The following is a 13,789-nucleotide window of genomic DNA, read 5'->3' as shown; positions in this document are numbered from 1 at the left end:
CCATCCTACGTGGTGGGGGAAGGTGTCCCGCCGTGTGAGAACCCGCACTACACCGGTTCGCGCACGTCTCCGGGTGCGGCGGGATCGGCCGTCCGGACGCCGAGCAGACCGCCCGCGCCGAGGGCCGCGAGCCCGAGGGCCGAGACGGCCCTGGCCACGACGCCGAAGCCGTGGCCGCGGAGGCGGAAGGACGTGAGGTAGCACACGTTCGCCGCCGCGTTGGCCGTCAGCTGCACGAACGCCGTGCGCCGCTGCTCCTCGCCCAACGTGCCGTACTCGGCCAGTTCGGTGGCCAGGGCGGCGGGCGCGATCGCCAGCCCGGCGCCGATCACGGCGCGGGCCGCCTTGCCGCTGCCCGGCATGAGGTCCAGCGCCGCCGACGCCGCGTACAGCCCGATGGGCAGCGCCACCAGCGCCGGGTGCACGGGCCGGCCGAGCGCCCGTGCCCGCAGCAGGTCGGTCACCTCGCGCCTGCGCAACGTCGCCGGCACCGCCTCCGCCAGCGCACCGGCCGCCTTGCCGACCGCCGGACTGGTCCGCACCCACCTGAACGCCCTCTGCACACCCGCCATACCGCCGGGTTACCCGCTTCGCGGGCGTTGAACTCAGGCATTCCGAACGTAGGACGAGCCTGACCTGAACGCAGGACACGTGCGGTGAGCGCTCAGGACCGGCCGGTGGCGTGGTGGAGGGCGGTGGTGGCGGTGGTGCAGAGGTCGTTCAGCGGGGTGCCGGTCGGGTTGCCGGTGGCCACCGCGAAGACGGTGGCGGGCACGGTCACGCCGGCGCGGGCGAAGGCGTCGTGCGCGGACATCGCGACCCTCCGGCACTCCGCCGGGTCCAGGTCGGCGTCCACCACGACCAGGCCGACGGCGGTCGAGCCGATCAGGGCCAGCGCGGGCACGTCGAGGGGCACGGCGGACGCGCACACCTCGTAGCCGTCGGCCGGAGGCAGGCCCAAGGCCTCCGCGGCCGGCACGATCGGGACTACCTCGAACGGGCGCGTGCCCACCGGGAACCCGTGGCCGCGCTCGGCCAGCCAACGCACGACGCCGTCCACGGCCGAAGGCCCGCCCAGCACCACGGCGTGCACCCGCCGCACCAACGTCGACGGGTCGAGCAGGTCCAGCTCACGCGTGCCGACCGGCGCGCCCCGGGCGTCCACCCCGGCCACCGCGCCCGCGGGCGCCAGCAGCACCACCGCCCCCGGCGCACGCCCGACCAGCATCAGGCCATGACCGCTTCGATCAGCGTCTCCTGCACCCACGTCAACCAGTGGTACACGCCCAGGTGCGGCGACCGCGGGTCGTCCGGCGGCAGCTCGTCCGGCATGTCCTCCTGCACGTCCAGCGCCGTCCCCAACGCCAGCCGCACGTCGTTCAACGCCGACAGCCACGCCTCGGCCTGGTCCAGCGCCAGCCGCACCTCACCGCCGTCGGGCGGGCACGTCTGGAGCACCACCGCCGCGACACCGGTCTTCAGGTCGAGCAGCTCGGGCTCGTGCAGCGACCGCAGCGCGTTGGCCGAGTCGACCTCGGCCGGATCGGGCGCGTCGGGGTCGAGCCGGTGGAAGTCGGGCAGCAGCCGACCCAGGATCGGGTCGTCCGGCGGCGTGGACGGGCCGGTGCGGATGCCGGTCAGCTCCGCCAGCTCGTCCTGCGGCGCCTCCTCCGCGCGTGCCATCAGCATGTCCTGGATCTGGCTCACCAGGCCGCGCACCACGGCTGCTTCCTGCCGGTCGAACCGGCCGAGCACCTGGTCGCCGGTGCGTGTCCACTTCTTCACGACGAACGCTGCATGGTCGCCCAGAGCCCGGCCGCGTGCAGCTTGGCCACGTCGGCCTCCACCTTGTCCTTGCTCCCCGACGACACGATCGCCCTGCCCTTGTGGTGCACGTCCAGCATCAGCTTGGTCGCGTGGTCGCGGCTGTAGCCGAACAGCTTCTGGAACACGTACGTCACGTAGGACATCAGGTTCACCGGGTCGTTCCAGACCAGGGTCTGCCACGGGCGGTCCTCGGTGCGGACCTCCTCGCCGGCCGGGTCAACCTGCGTCCGCTCATGCTCGACGGGCGTGGTCATACCGCCAATGGTGTCATGTTCCGGTCCGCGGTGGAGCCCGCAGGGGCACCCTGGCCCACGGCTTAGGCTTCCCCGCATGTCGACGTCGCTGTTCACCGACCACTACGAGTTGACGATGCTGGCCGCGGCGCTGCGCGACGGCACCGCCGACCGGCCGTGCGTCTTCGAGGTCTTCGCCCGGCGGTTGCCGGAGGGCAGGCGGTACGGGGTGGTCGCGGGCACCGGGAGGCTCCTGGACGCGATCACCGACTTCACGTTCACCGAACGTGACCTTGAGCTGCTGGAACGCACGAACGTGGTCGACGAGGCCACCCTGTCGTGGCTGGCGGACTACAAGTTCACCGGGGACGTGGACGGCTACCCGGAGGGCGAGCTGTACTTCCCGGGCTCGCCGATCCTGTCGGTGCGGGCGCCGTTCGGCGTCGGGGTGGTGCTGGAGACCCTGGCGCTGTCGATCCTCAACCACGACAGCGCCATCGCCTCGGCGGCGGCGCGGATGGTGGGCGCGGCCAACGGTCGGCGCATGATCGAGATGGGGTCGCGCCGCACGCACGAGGAGGCGGCCGTGGCGGCGGCCCGCGCCGCGTACCTGGCGGGGTTCACCGCGACGTCGAACCTGGAGGCGGCGCGGCGGCACGGCATCCCGACCGCCGGCACGTGCGCGCACGCGTTCACCCTGCTGCACGACAGCGAGGAGGAGGCGTTCCGGTCGCAGGTCGAGGCGCTGGGCGTGGACACCACGCTCCTGGTGGACACCTACGACATCACCAACGGCATCAAGACCGCCGTCGAGGTGGCGGGGCCGGGGCTGGGCGCGGTGCGGATCGACTCGGGCGACCTGGGCGTGCTGGCGCGGCAGGCGCGTGACCAGCTGGACTCGTTGGGCGCGCGGAACACCCGGATCGTGGTGTCGGGCGACCTGGACGAGTACTCCATCGCGATGCTGCGCGCGGAGCCGGTGGACGCGTACGGCGTGGGCACGTCCCTGGTCACGGGGTCCGGCGCGCCGACCGCGGGCATGGTCTACAAGCTGGTCGAGGTGGACGGGCGGCCGGTGGCCAAGCGCAGCTCGCACAAGGAGTCGCGCGGCGGGCGCAAGAGCTCGCTGCGGCGGCACAAGGAGACCGGGACGGCGTTGGAGGAGGTCGTGTTCCCGCACGACTCCGCGCCGTCGATGGACGCGCACGACCGGCTGCTGGCCGTGCCGCTGGTCCGCGCCGGCCGGCGGGTGGACGGCCTGGACACGTTGGCGGAGAGCCGGGAACGGCTGCGCGCTGCCCTCGTGACCGTGCCGTGGGAAGGTCTGAAGCTGTCCCGCGGCGAGCCCGCGATCCCGACGACGTTCCTGTAGGGGGCGGAAGATGAGCAAGGCGCTGATCGTGGTGGACGTGCAGGTCGACTTCTGCGAGGGCGGCTCGCTGGCGGTGGCCGGTGGGGCGGCGGTGGCGGCGGCGATCTCGGCGCACGTGGCCTCGTCGTCGTACGACCACGTGGTGGCGACGCGCGACTACCACATCGATCCGGGTGCGCACTTCAGCGAGACGCCGGACTTCGTCGACTCGTGGCCCGTGCACTGCGTGGCGGGCACGGCCGGTGCGGCGTTCCACCCGGAGCTCGACGTCACGGCGGTGGAGGAGGTGTTCTCCAAGGGCGCGTACGCGGCGGCGTACTCGGGGTTCGAGGGCTCCTCGCGGTCGGGCGAGCAGCTGGTGGACTGGCTGCGGGCGCGTGGCGTGGAGCAGGTGGACGTGGTGGGCGTCGCCACCGACCACTGCGTGCGCGCGACGGCGATGGACGCGGCGAACGCCGGGTTCGCCACGACCGTGCTGCTGGACCTGACGGCGGGCGTGTCGCAGCCGACGGTGGACAGCGCGTTGACGCGGCTGGGCGAGGCCGGCGTGACGCTGTCGGGCACCCCTCGCGTCGGCTGACCGGCCCGCGCGTCGAACGCTCGGGCCCCGCGAGTCGAACGCTCCGGTCGGGTGAGTTCCGCGTTCACGTCCGCCGGTCGCGGTCCTGAACGGTGGACTCGGAGGTCCTTGGAGGTTCGACGCGCGGGGCCCGGGCGTTCGGCACGCGCGGGTTCAGGGGGTCGGCGAGCAGGCGGTCGCGCCGAGGACGACGTCACCGGTCACGGTGGACGCCTCGGTGAAGCGCAGGTGCAGCATGGTCATCGTGATGCTGCCGTCGTTCGCGTCCGGGACGGTCGTCTCGCCGAACGTCGCGGTGGCCAGCACCGTGCCGTCGCCCGCCTTGACCTGGTGCACGTAGTTCGTCGGGATCTGCTCGGGCAGCCCCGCGAAGCCCTGCAGGCCGTCCGCCGCCCACCCCGCGTTGGTGCCGGACACGGTGCCCACGCAGGTGACCTTCCACCTGGCCACCCGCAGCCGCGGCCCGCCCGCGGACATCAGCGCCGACAGCTCGAACTCCGAACCGACCGCCTCGGACGTGGACGTGGTCGTGCCGTTGTCCGGGTCGGCGACCGCGGTGGTGCACGACGACGTGCCCGCGCCGAACCGGACGCCCGTGCGGCTGACCGCCTCGGACGAGTTCGACGTCGTGCCGTCGACCGCGCACGGCGCCAGCGGCGCGATGGTGACCCGCGTGCCCGCCTTGGTGAACTCGGCGGAGCCGACGGAGGCCACCCCCGCCGGGTTGGCCGCCGACGCCGGTGGCGCGGCGATGACCAGGCCGAGTGCCAGCGCCGCGGTCACGGCGCCGACCCGGCGCGCTCCGTTCTGCTTCATCGTGTCGCCCTTCTGCTGTTCACGGACGTGAGGACTATCGAACTCCGGCGGACACGACCCGACGATCTCGCGCGTACATCACCCGCAAGGGGAAAACCGGTACCTGTTCGAGTGACAAAGCGCGGTCAGCACGGGATGCGCACCGGCAGCGGCGCGCTGGAGAAGTCAGTCGGCAGACCGACGAGACGCTCCAACGCGCCACGCACCCGCATCGCCGCGCGGCCGTCGCCGAACGGGTTGCGCCCCCGCGGCAGCCGCAGCCGCGCGCCGAGCACCCAGCCCGCCTCGGCGATGATCCGGATCGGATCGGTGCCGACCAGCCACGCCCCGCCCGCCTCCACCGCGGTGACCCGCTCGGTCGTGTCGCGCAGCACCAGCACCGGCACGCCGAACGTGGGCGCCTCCTCCTGGATGCCGCCGGAGTCCGTGAGCACGAGCGCGGACCGGCGCAGCGCGCGCACGAGGTCCGAGTAGCCCAACGGGTCGGTCACCACGATCCGCTCGTGCCCGCCGAGCACGGCCCGTGCCACCGCCCGCACCCGCGGGTCCGGGTCCGCGGGCAGCAGCACGCGCACGTCGGGGTGCCGGTCGGCGATCGCCCGCACGGCGTGCAGCACGCGCGTCAACGGCCTGCCCCACGACTCGCGCCGGTGCACGGTGACCAGCACGAGGCGTTCGGAGCGCTCGTCGAGCACGCGTTCGAGCCGCGCGAGGTCGGGGTCGCGGGCGGGCGGGTCGGCGGCGGCGATCCGCTGCACGGCGTCGACCACGGTGTCGCCGGTGACCACGATCCGGCGGTCGGCCAGGCCCTCGCGGACGAGCGCGGCGGCGTCGTCGTCGGTCGGCACGAGCTGCAGGGTGGCGATCCGGGCTATCAGCTGCCGGGCGCCCTCCTCGGGGGACCGCCCGGCGAGGTCGCCCGTGCGCGGCCCGGCTTCCAGGTGCGCGACCGGGATGCCGCGCCAGAACGCGGCGAGCGCGCCGGCCAGCGCCGTGGTCGTGCCGCCCTGCGCGAGCACGACCGCCGGGTCGCGCCCGCGCAGCAGCCGGTCGAACTCCGCGACCAGGCCGGCCGGCACTCCGTCCTGGCCGCCGGTGGCCGGCGGCACGTCCAGCTCGACGTCCGCGACCAGGCCGAACGCGCCCAGCGCCTGCTCGACCACGCCGTTGCGCTGTCCACAGTGGACGATCATGGGCCGGAGCACCGGGTGGTCGGCGAGCGCCAGCGCCACCGGCGCGATCCTCACCGCTTCGGGTCGGGTGCCCGCGAGCAGCACGACTTCCTTCACCTTGCTCCCTTTCACTGCGATTGCGAGTGGTGGTTCCGGGTGGGTGCGGCGCCCCGGCCGCGCGACTGGGGGTCGGCGCGTGGCCGGGGCGCACGCGCGCTACTCGTCGACTGTCGCTCGTCGCCCGCGGGCCGCGGCGGGGCCGGCCACGCGGAGCACCGCAGCGGCCACCACCCACCACGCGACTCCGGCGCCGGTCGCGGCCGACGAGCCGATTCCCGGGCCGACCGCGACACCGCGGCCGGGGGTCTCGCGCACGGCTCAGCCCGCCGCGGGTTCGTGCCGGCGGCGCAGTGCCACCACGCCGAGGGGCACGCCGGACAGGGCGAGCAGGCCGAGCGCGATCCACAGGCCCGTGCCGGACGCCGCCGGGATCGGCAGGCCGGCCGGACCGCAGGTGGCCGACGAGAGCACCAGGTCGCCGACCGGGCCCGACGCGCCGCTCAGGGTCACGTGGACGGCGTTGACGGTGAGGCTGCCGTCGGCGTTGCGCACCTGCTCGTTGAGCACCACCTCGGCGAGGTCGACGTCGACGGTGGTGTTGGGCGCGGGTCGGGCGCCGATCCAGTCGAGCCGGCCGAGGTCCAGGCCGACGAGTTCGGTCTGGCCCGTGAGGCCCTTCTGGGTGGCCGCGCACTCGGCTTCGACCAGGTCGGCGGACACGGTCGCGGTCGAGAGCAGGTCGAGCCGGACGTCGGCGGCGCTCGCCCGGGAGCCGACGCCGCCGGTCTTGTCGTCGCGCGACGCGGACGCGTTGATCACGCCGGTCTTCAGGGCGTCCGGCAGGTCCACGCCCGCGAACGTGGCGGTGGTGGGGCCGTCCGCGTCGGCGGCGGCGAACGGGCCGGCCGACACCGCGTCACGGCCCGTCAGCGACAGGTCCAGCCGCGCGCCCCTGGCCGAGGCATCGCCGGGCGCCGCCGACGCCGGTGCGGCTCCGACGACCAGCGCCGCGACCGCGACCAGTCCGGCCGTCGAGGCGCGGCACGTCATGGGCACCCGCATGGAACTCCTCCCTCGGAACGTCTGGCCGACCAAATGCCCCTATCGGCGTTACGCCCGCCGCATTAAGGGTTGCTGACCGTAAAGAGGGACAACGGCCACTCGAATCGCCCAACCACGGCCACCGAACGTGGGCCTGCCGCCCGAAGGGACTCACTCGTTCCGGGGATGAGGTTCGCCGTACCGCGACCCGATGACCACCAAGCAGCCCTATCGGGCGATCCCCGATCGATGGACAGGACTCGGTCAGTGGCGCTTGTCGTGCCTCGCCCCGAACGCCTGGTGAGGACGTTCGACGGGCGGCGTGGCGCTGGACCACCGACGCCGCGCGCGTGAGATGGCCAACTTTGTAGAGCTTCGACAAAGACCCGGCCAGTGATCGCCGGTTAACCTCCGGTGAGTCGATCCTCTGGGAGGTCCCAAGTGTCCGTCCTCGCCGTTCCCGGCCGTCGCGCGGTGCTCGCCGACCTGGTCCCGGGCGCTCTCGCGCGTGACATCGCCCTGGTCGTCGCGGGCGCCGGGCTGACCGGCCTGGCGGCCCAGGTCGCGCTGCCGGTGCCGGGCAGCCCCGTGCCGCTGACCGGCCAGACGTTCGCCGCCCTGCTGGTGGGCGCGGCGCTCGGGTGGCAGCGCGGTGGCGCGTCGATGGTGCTCTACCTGGTCGCCGGCGTGGCCGGTGTGCCGTGGTTCCAGGGCGGTTCGTCGGGCACGCCCGCGTCGCTCGGGTACGTGGTCGGGTTCGTGTTCGCCGGCGCGCTGGTCGGCCACCTGGCCGCCCGCGGCGGTGACCGGACGCCGTTGCGGACCGTCGGCACGATGGCGGTGGGCAACCTGGCGATCTACGCGTGCGGCGTGCCGTGGCTGATGGCCGCGGCGGGGGTGGGCTTCGGCAAGGCGCTGCAGCTGGGCGTGACGCCGTTCCTGCTGGGCGACGCGCTGAAGATCGCGTTGGCCGCCGGCCTCCTGCCCGCGACCTGGGCCCTGATCAACCGCAAGTGACCCGGGTGTCCGACGTTCGCGTCACGCGTGTCCTGCGTTCCGAACGCGGGTGTCCGACGTTCGCGGCACGCATGTCCTACGTGCGGAACAGCCGCGTTCGACGCTCGGGACGCGTTGGGGTGTCCGGCCCCCGGTGACGGGGTGGGCGGGTACGGTCTTCGCCGTGCCCGCCACCACCGCCATCCCCGACACCAGGACGTTGCTCGCCGTGGCCGTGGAGGCGGTGGGCGGGGCCGAACGCCAGGGCCAGGTCGACATGGCCGAGGCCGTCGAGCGGTCGATCCGGACCGGCGAGCACCTGGCCGTCCAGGCGGGCACCGGCACGGGCAAGTCGCTGGCCTACCTGGTGCCCGCGCTGCGGCACGCGGTGGCCGAGGAGACGACGGTCGTCATCTCCACCGCCACCATCGCGCTGCAACGCCAGCTCGTCGACCGCGACCTGCCCCGGCTCGCGAAGGCGTTGCGCAAGGAACTGGGGCGCGAGCCGCGGTTCGCCATCCTCAAGGGCCGGCGCAACTACCTGTGCATGCACCGCCTGCACACGGGAGCGCCGGACGAGCCGGAGGACGCGGGCCTGTTCGACCCGTTCGCGGTGTCCAAGATGGGCCGCGAGATCAAGCGCCTGCACGAGTGGTCGTCCGACACCGAGACCGGTGACCGGGACGAGCTCGTGCCGGGCGTCACGGACCAGGCGTGGCGCCAGGTCTCCGTGACCGCGCGCGAGTGCCTCGGCGTGAACAAGTGCCCGATCGGCGTGGACTGCTTCGCCGAGAAGGCGCGGGCCGAGGCGGGCAAGGCGGACGTCGTGGTGACCAACCACGCGATGCTCGCCGTGGACGCGCTGGAGGGCTACCAGGTCCTGCCCGACCACGACGTGGTGGTGATCGACGAGGCGCACGACCTGGTCGACCGGGTGACGTCGGTGGCGACGGAGGAGCTGAGCGCGTCCCTGGTCGCCACGGCCGCGCGGCGCTGCGGGCGGTTGATCGACCAGACCGTGGCCGACCGGATGGCCGAGGCGAGCGACGGCCTGGCGATGATCCTGGAGGAGATGCCTGCCGGTCGGCTGGACGGCCTGCCGCAGGCGTTGGCCGGTGCGTTGCGGGCGACCAAGGACGCGGCGCACGCGTGCATCACGTCGTTGGGGCCGGAGCGCAAGGAGGACGTGGACGGCGCCACGTCGCGCAAGTTGGCGATGTCGCTGCTGGACGACGTGCACGACTGCGCCACGCGGATCCTGGAGGCCTTCGACTCCGACCACGACGTGGTCTGGGTGTCGGGTGATTTCGCCGATCGCAACAAGCCGCCGTCGTTGCGGGTCGCGCCGCTGGGCGTCGGCGGGTTGCTGCGGGAGCGGCTGTTCGGGAAGCGGACCACGGTCCTGACCTCGGCGACGTTGACGTTGGGCGGCACGTTCGACACGTTGGCGCGGCAGTGGGGGCTGCCGGCGGCGTCGAGCGCCCGGAAGGCGGAGGGGACGGCGACGGACAAGGAGCCGCCGTCGGACCTGGGCGCGCCGCGGTGGAGCGGGCTGGACGTCGGCTCGCCGTTCGAGCACGGCACCAGCGGGATCCTCTACGTGGCACGGCACCTGCCGCCGCCGGGGCGCGACGGGCTGCCACCGTCCTATGTGGACGAGATCGAGGGTCTGGTGAACGCGGCGGGCGGCCGCACGTTGGGGCTGTTCTCGTCGATGCGTGCGGCGAAGGCGGCGGCGGAGGCGTTGCGGGACAAGGTGGAGCACCCCGTGCTGTGCCAGGGCGACGACGCCACGGGGCAGTTGGTGAAGCGGTTCGCCGAGGACGCGCGGACGTGCCTGTTCGGCACGTTGTCGTTGTGGCAGGGCGTGGACGTGCCGGGGCCCGCGCTGTCGCTGGTGGTGATGGACCGCATCCCGTTCCCGCGACCGGACGACCCGTTGGCGTCGGCGCGGCAGAAGGCGGTGGAGTCGCGCGGCGGCAACGGTTTCCTCACCGTGGCGGCGACCCATGCGGCGCTGCTGCTGGCGCAGGGCGCCGGGCGGCTGCTGCGTTCGATGAACGACAAGGGTGTGGTCGCGGTGCTCGACCCGCGCTTGGCGACCGCCCGTTACGGCGGGTTCCTGCGCGCCTCGCTGCCGCCGTTCTGGACGACGTACGACCCGGAGGTCGTGCGGGCGGCGCTCAAGCGGCTCGACGCGGCGAACGACTGACCACGGTTGCGCAGGTCGCGTGTTCTGCGCGTAGAACTCCGGGGACGCGAATGCGGGGCACGCGTGGTCAGCCGTCGACGAGCAGGCCGCGCAGCGGGCCTTGGAGGCGGCCGGCGCGGCGGGAGACGCCCGGCAGCGCGGTGAGGCGGTGCTTGCCCGGGGCGGTCAGGGTGGGGCGCCAGAGGCGGTCGACCACCTCGTGGGCGGGAGCGGTGACCTCGCCGAGCGGGCGTTGCAGGTGTTCGGACCACAGGCGCAGGCGCGTGTCCCGGGCGACGGTCGCGTCGTCGGTCACCACGTTGACCTCGGTGTCGTTGAACAGGGAGTGCTCGTTCAGGTTGGCCGAGCCGATGCTCAGCCAGCGGTCGTCCACGATGGCCAGCTTGGCGTGCACGTAAACCGACGAGGACGTCGCGCCGTCGTGCGAGGACAACGTGGCGGCGACCAGCCGGTGGTTGCCGTCGTCGGCGTCCAGCAGGCGTCCCAGCTGGCCGCGGGTGGTGTCCGCGCCGTTGCTCGGCTTGCGCGGCAGCACCAGGACGACCCGGAAGTCCGGGTGCGGCGGGGTGCGGAGCTTGTCGAGCAGGACCTCGGTGACCTCGGGCGACCAGAGGAACTGGTTCTCGAGGTAGATCAGCCTCGTCGCCGAGCGCAGGGCGCGGAGGTAGGAGTCGAGCAGGCTGAACTCGCCGCGCGGCGCGAAGTCGTAGGTCCGCTCCGGGATCGTGCGCACGAGCTGGGCCGAGGACGACCCGGCGGGCGCGGGTGGCGTCGGCGGGGGCAGGTGCTCGCCGGCGATCTCCTGCCAACGGCTGCGGAAGTGGTCGGCCACGTCCGCGACGACCGGCCCGTGCAGGCGCGTCCCGATGTCGTGCCAGCCCAGCGGCTCGCGGGGCGGGTGCTCGGCGGTGTCGTGGCGGTCGCCCTCCACCGCGGTCAGGTCCATCCCACCGACGAACGCCACCTCGTCGTCCACCACGACGATCTTCTCGTGGTGGCAGTGCAGCGTCCGCTCCCGGGCGTCGATCTCGCACCGCACCGCGCTGTCGCGCGTGAACTCGCGCTGCGCCGCCAGCACGCGCTTGCGGGTCGGCTCGAACATCGGCACCGGCGGCCCCGCCCACAGCAGCACGCGCACCGGCACCCGGGACGCGGCCGACGCCAGCAGCTCGCGCAACGTCGGCGAGCCCGGTTCACGGGTCAGCCGGAAGTCCGGGCTCGCGCACCACCCGGCCAGGTGGACGGACTTGCGCGCCGACGAGATCGCCGACGCGATGGCGGGCAGCACCTCGTGCCCGTCCACCAGCACCTCGACCCGGTTGCCGGTCCGCACCGGCCGCCGGGGCGTCCACCAGCCGGCCTCCGAGCCGAAGGCCGAACCCCACCCGAGCTTGCGCAGCCTGCGCTCGTGGTGCGCGCACAGCAGGCTCTCCAGCCCGTCACCGAGCTTGGCGTCCAGCACGTCCAACAGGCCCACGCCGGGGATGGTTACCGCAAAGCGGTCATCCGAAACGTCGGTGCACGGCCACCGTGGCGGTGCCGGGCGCGACCTCGGTGTACCCGGCGTCCCGGACCAGCACGACGTCGGGCCGGGCCACCAGCGCGTCCCAGTCCGCCGCCGACGGCGTCCGCACGGCGCACCGGTAGTCCAGCTCCGCCCACTCCTTCAGCTCGGCGTCGGACAGGTGCGGCGCGAGCAGCATCGACGCGTGCCCCACCTGGGCCGCCGCCTTGCCCGCCGTCATCTCCACCCGCGGGTTCAGCCACAGCTCCCACGCGCCGGCGGGGATCGGGCCGGGCTCGTCGGAGGGCAGCTCGCTGCCCGAGATCTGCAACCGGCTCAGCTCCTTGGGCAGGTCGACCACCCGCCCCGGCAGGAACGCCCGCACCGAGGCGCTGCCGACCGTGATCGTCACGCCCGGCAACGACTGCACGGCCTCCCAGTGCGCGCCCCGTGCCCGCCGCGTCACCTTCCGGATCCGGCCGCGCACCCACGCCACCAGCTCGTCGTGCCACTCGCCGCCCGGCAGCGCGCGATCGTCCAGGCACACCGCGATGGCGGCGGCCGCGGCGGCCTCCAGCACGTCGGTCCGGGACGGCGGCGCGGACCGTTCGATCCGCAGCACGACCGGCATCGCCCGCACCTGCTCCGGGTCCTCCGGGTCGGTGAAGTGCCGGTCCACCAGCATCCGCAGGATCGGGTTCACAGCCGGTTCAGCTCCAAGCCGTCCGCCGCGTCCGCGGCCTCCACCTCCGCGCGGGTCACGCCGAGCACGAACAGCACCGCGTCCAGGAACGGGTGCGACAGCGCCGTGTCCGCCACCTCGCGCAACGCGGGCTTGGCGTTGAACGCGATGCCCAACCCGGCCGCGCCGAGCATGTCGATGTCGTTCGCGCCGTCACCCACGGCCACGGTCTGCGCCAGCGTGATGCCCTGCTCGTCGGCGAACCGCCGCAGCGCCACCGCCTTGCCCGCCCGGTCCACGACCTCGCCGAGGACCCGGCCGGTCAGCTTGCCGTCCACGATCTCCAGCTCGTTGGCCGCGCAGAAGTCCAGGCCGAGGTCGTCGACCAGCCGCTGGATCACGCGCGTGAAGCCGCCGGAGACCACACCGCAGCGGAACCCGAGCCGCTTCAACGTCCGCACCGTGGTCCGCGCGCCCGCCGTCAGCTCCAGCGACTCGGCGACCTCGTCCAGCACGGACTCGTCCAGGCCCTCCAGCAGCGCCACCCGCCGCCGCAGCGACTCGGTGAAGTCGAGCTCGCCGCGCATCGCCGCGTCGGTGATCTCCTTGACCTGCGGCTCCACCCCGACGTGCGCGGCCAGCATCTCGATCACCTCGCCCTGGATGAGCGTGGAGTCGACGTCGAACACCACCAGCCGCTTGGCCCGCCTGGTCAGCCCGGCCCGTTCCACCGCGATGTCCAGCCCACCGCGCACCGCCACCTCGGCCAACGCCGACCGCAGCTGCGCGTCGCTCTCCGGCGTGTCGTCGGCTACGGAAACCCGCAGCTCAAGGCCGGTGACGGGGTAGTCGGCGACGCCGCGGATCGCGTCGATGTTCACGCCGAGCGACGCGAGCCGGCGCGCCACCTCGGTGAACGCGCGGGCCGTGACCGGGCGGCCGAGCAGGATCAGCACGTGGCTGGACTCCAGCCGCGCGGTCCGCTTCGAGTCCGCGCCGATCTCCACCTCGACGTGCATGGACACCGTCGCCATGGCCTGCTCGACGGTCTCCTGCAACCCCTCCGGGTCGTGGTCGGCGGCCACGAGCACGCCGAGCACCAGCCGGCCGCGGATGACGACCTGCTCGACGTCGAGGATCTCCACGCCGTGCCTGGTCAGCACCGCGAAGAGCACGGAGGAGACCCCCGGCTTGTCCGGTCCGGTGACGGTGATCAGGACGGGCGTGGCGCTGGGCTTGGTCACTGATGGCTCCTATGCCAGACAGCGACGAGCCCCGAGACCGCGGTCCGAGG

14 protein-coding genes are annotated in these 13,789 nt (G+C 73.7%); 4 read left to right on the top strand and 10 right to left on the bottom strand.

The features are described 5' to 3' along the window. Positions 1–47: 47 nt before the first annotated feature. The 4 genes from AB0I91_RS14905 to clpS form a co-directional block, all read right to left on the bottom strand. A complete protein-coding gene (locus AB0I91_RS14905) occupies positions 48–572 on the bottom strand; it encodes a DUF2231 domain-containing protein (protein WP_498779975.1) in 525 nt (174 codons plus the stop codon). Positions 573–664: 92 nt separating this feature from the next. After that, positions 665–1,228, bottom strand: coding sequence for a peptidase S58, DmpA (locus AB0I91_RS14900; RefSeq protein ID WP_499611944.1), 564 nt, complete (start codon positions 1,226–1,228; stop codon positions 665–667). Next, complete coding sequence (locus tag AB0I91_RS14895; protein WP_498779973.1) at positions 1,228–1,785, bottom strand: DUF2017 domain-containing protein; 558 nt, start codon at positions 1,783–1,785, stop codon at positions 1,228–1,230. Before AB0I91_RS14895 ends, AB0I91_RS14900 begins: the two co-directional genes overlap by 1 nt. Further along, the gene (clpS, locus tag AB0I91_RS14890) at positions 1,782–2,081 is read right to left on the bottom strand and encodes an ATP-dependent Clp protease adapter ClpS (protein WP_033438448.1); all 300 of its coding nucleotides are present in this window, start codon (positions 2,079–2,081) and stop codon (positions 1,782–1,784) included. Before clpS ends, AB0I91_RS14895 begins: the two co-directional genes overlap by 4 nt. A 76-nt stretch (positions 2,082–2,157) precedes the next feature. Between clpS and AB0I91_RS14885 the strand changes: the two genes are divergently transcribed. Then, positions 2,158–3,432 (top strand): nicotinate phosphoribosyltransferase, encoded by a 1,275-nt coding sequence (locus AB0I91_RS14885; RefSeq protein WP_498779971.1) that lies wholly within the window; start codon positions 2,158–2,160, stop codon positions 3,430–3,432. Positions 3,433–3,442: 10 nt separating this feature from the next. Beyond that, on the top strand, positions 3,443–4,012 hold the full coding sequence (locus AB0I91_RS14880) for an isochorismatase family protein (protein ID WP_499637171.1): 570 nt from the start codon (positions 3,443–3,445) through the stop codon (positions 4,010–4,012). Positions 4,013–4,165: 153 nt separating this feature from the next. Here the strand turns inward: AB0I91_RS14880 and AB0I91_RS14875 are convergent, their stop codons facing one another. The 3 genes from AB0I91_RS14875 to AB0I91_RS14865 form a co-directional block, all read right to left on the bottom strand. Beyond that, positions 4,166–4,828, bottom strand: coding sequence for a hypothetical protein (locus AB0I91_RS14875; protein WP_498779968.1), 663 nt, complete (start codon positions 4,826–4,828; stop codon positions 4,166–4,168). Between the two features lie 125 nt (positions 4,829–4,953). Then, positions 4,954–6,117 carry a non-hydrolyzing UDP-N-acetylglucosamine 2-epimerase gene (wecB, locus tag AB0I91_RS14870; protein WP_499637169.1) on the bottom strand — a complete coding sequence of 388 codons (1,164 nt, stop codon included), beginning with the start codon at positions 6,115–6,117 and terminating at the stop codon, positions 4,954–4,956. A gap of 261 nt (positions 6,118–6,378) precedes the next feature. Next, entirely contained in the window at positions 6,379–7,122 is a 744-nt protein-coding gene (locus AB0I91_RS14865) for a choice-of-anchor protein CoaP (RefSeq protein WP_499637167.1), read from the bottom strand. 420 nt (positions 7,123–7,542) lie between these two features. Between AB0I91_RS14865 and AB0I91_RS14860 the strand changes: the two genes are divergently transcribed. Together AB0I91_RS14860 and AB0I91_RS14855 are read left to right on the top strand one after the other, a co-directional pair. Beyond that, entirely contained in the window at positions 7,543–8,118 is a 576-nt protein-coding gene (locus AB0I91_RS14860; protein WP_499611936.1) for a biotin transporter BioY, read from the top strand. 163 nt (positions 8,119–8,281) lie between these two features. Next, entirely contained in the window at positions 8,282–10,309 is a 2,028-nt protein-coding gene (locus tag AB0I91_RS14855; RefSeq protein ID WP_498779961.1) for an ATP-dependent DNA helicase, read from the top strand. Positions 10,310–10,376: 67 nt separating this feature from the next. Here the strand turns inward: AB0I91_RS14855 and AB0I91_RS14850 are convergent, their stop codons facing one another. Genes AB0I91_RS14850 through serB form a run of 3 tightly spaced genes read right to left on the bottom strand, consistent with a single transcriptional unit; the run spans position 10,377 to position 13,739 of the window. After that, entirely contained in the window at positions 10,377–11,786 is a 1,410-nt protein-coding gene (locus tag AB0I91_RS14850) for a phospholipase D-like domain-containing protein (protein WP_498779959.1), read from the bottom strand. A 25-nt stretch (positions 11,787–11,811) separates the two neighbouring features. After that, the gene (locus AB0I91_RS14845; protein ID WP_498780038.1) at positions 11,812–12,498 is read right to left on the bottom strand and encodes a peptidyl-tRNA hydrolase; all 687 of its coding nucleotides are present in this window, start codon (positions 12,496–12,498) and stop codon (positions 11,812–11,814) included. 14 nt (positions 12,499–12,512) lie between these two features. Continuing rightward, positions 12,513–13,739, bottom strand: a complete 1,227-nt coding sequence (serB, locus tag AB0I91_RS14840; protein WP_498779958.1) for a phosphoserine phosphatase SerB — start codon at positions 13,737–13,739, stop codon at positions 12,513–12,515. Positions 13,740–13,789: the final 50 nt, after the last annotated feature.

Source organism: Actinosynnema sp. NPDC049800 (assembly GCF_040656635.1).
Taxonomy (GTDB): Bacteria; Actinomycetota; Actinomycetes; order Mycobacteriales; family Pseudonocardiaceae; genus Actinosynnema.
This window is presented reverse-complemented; position numbering and strand designations above follow the sequence as displayed.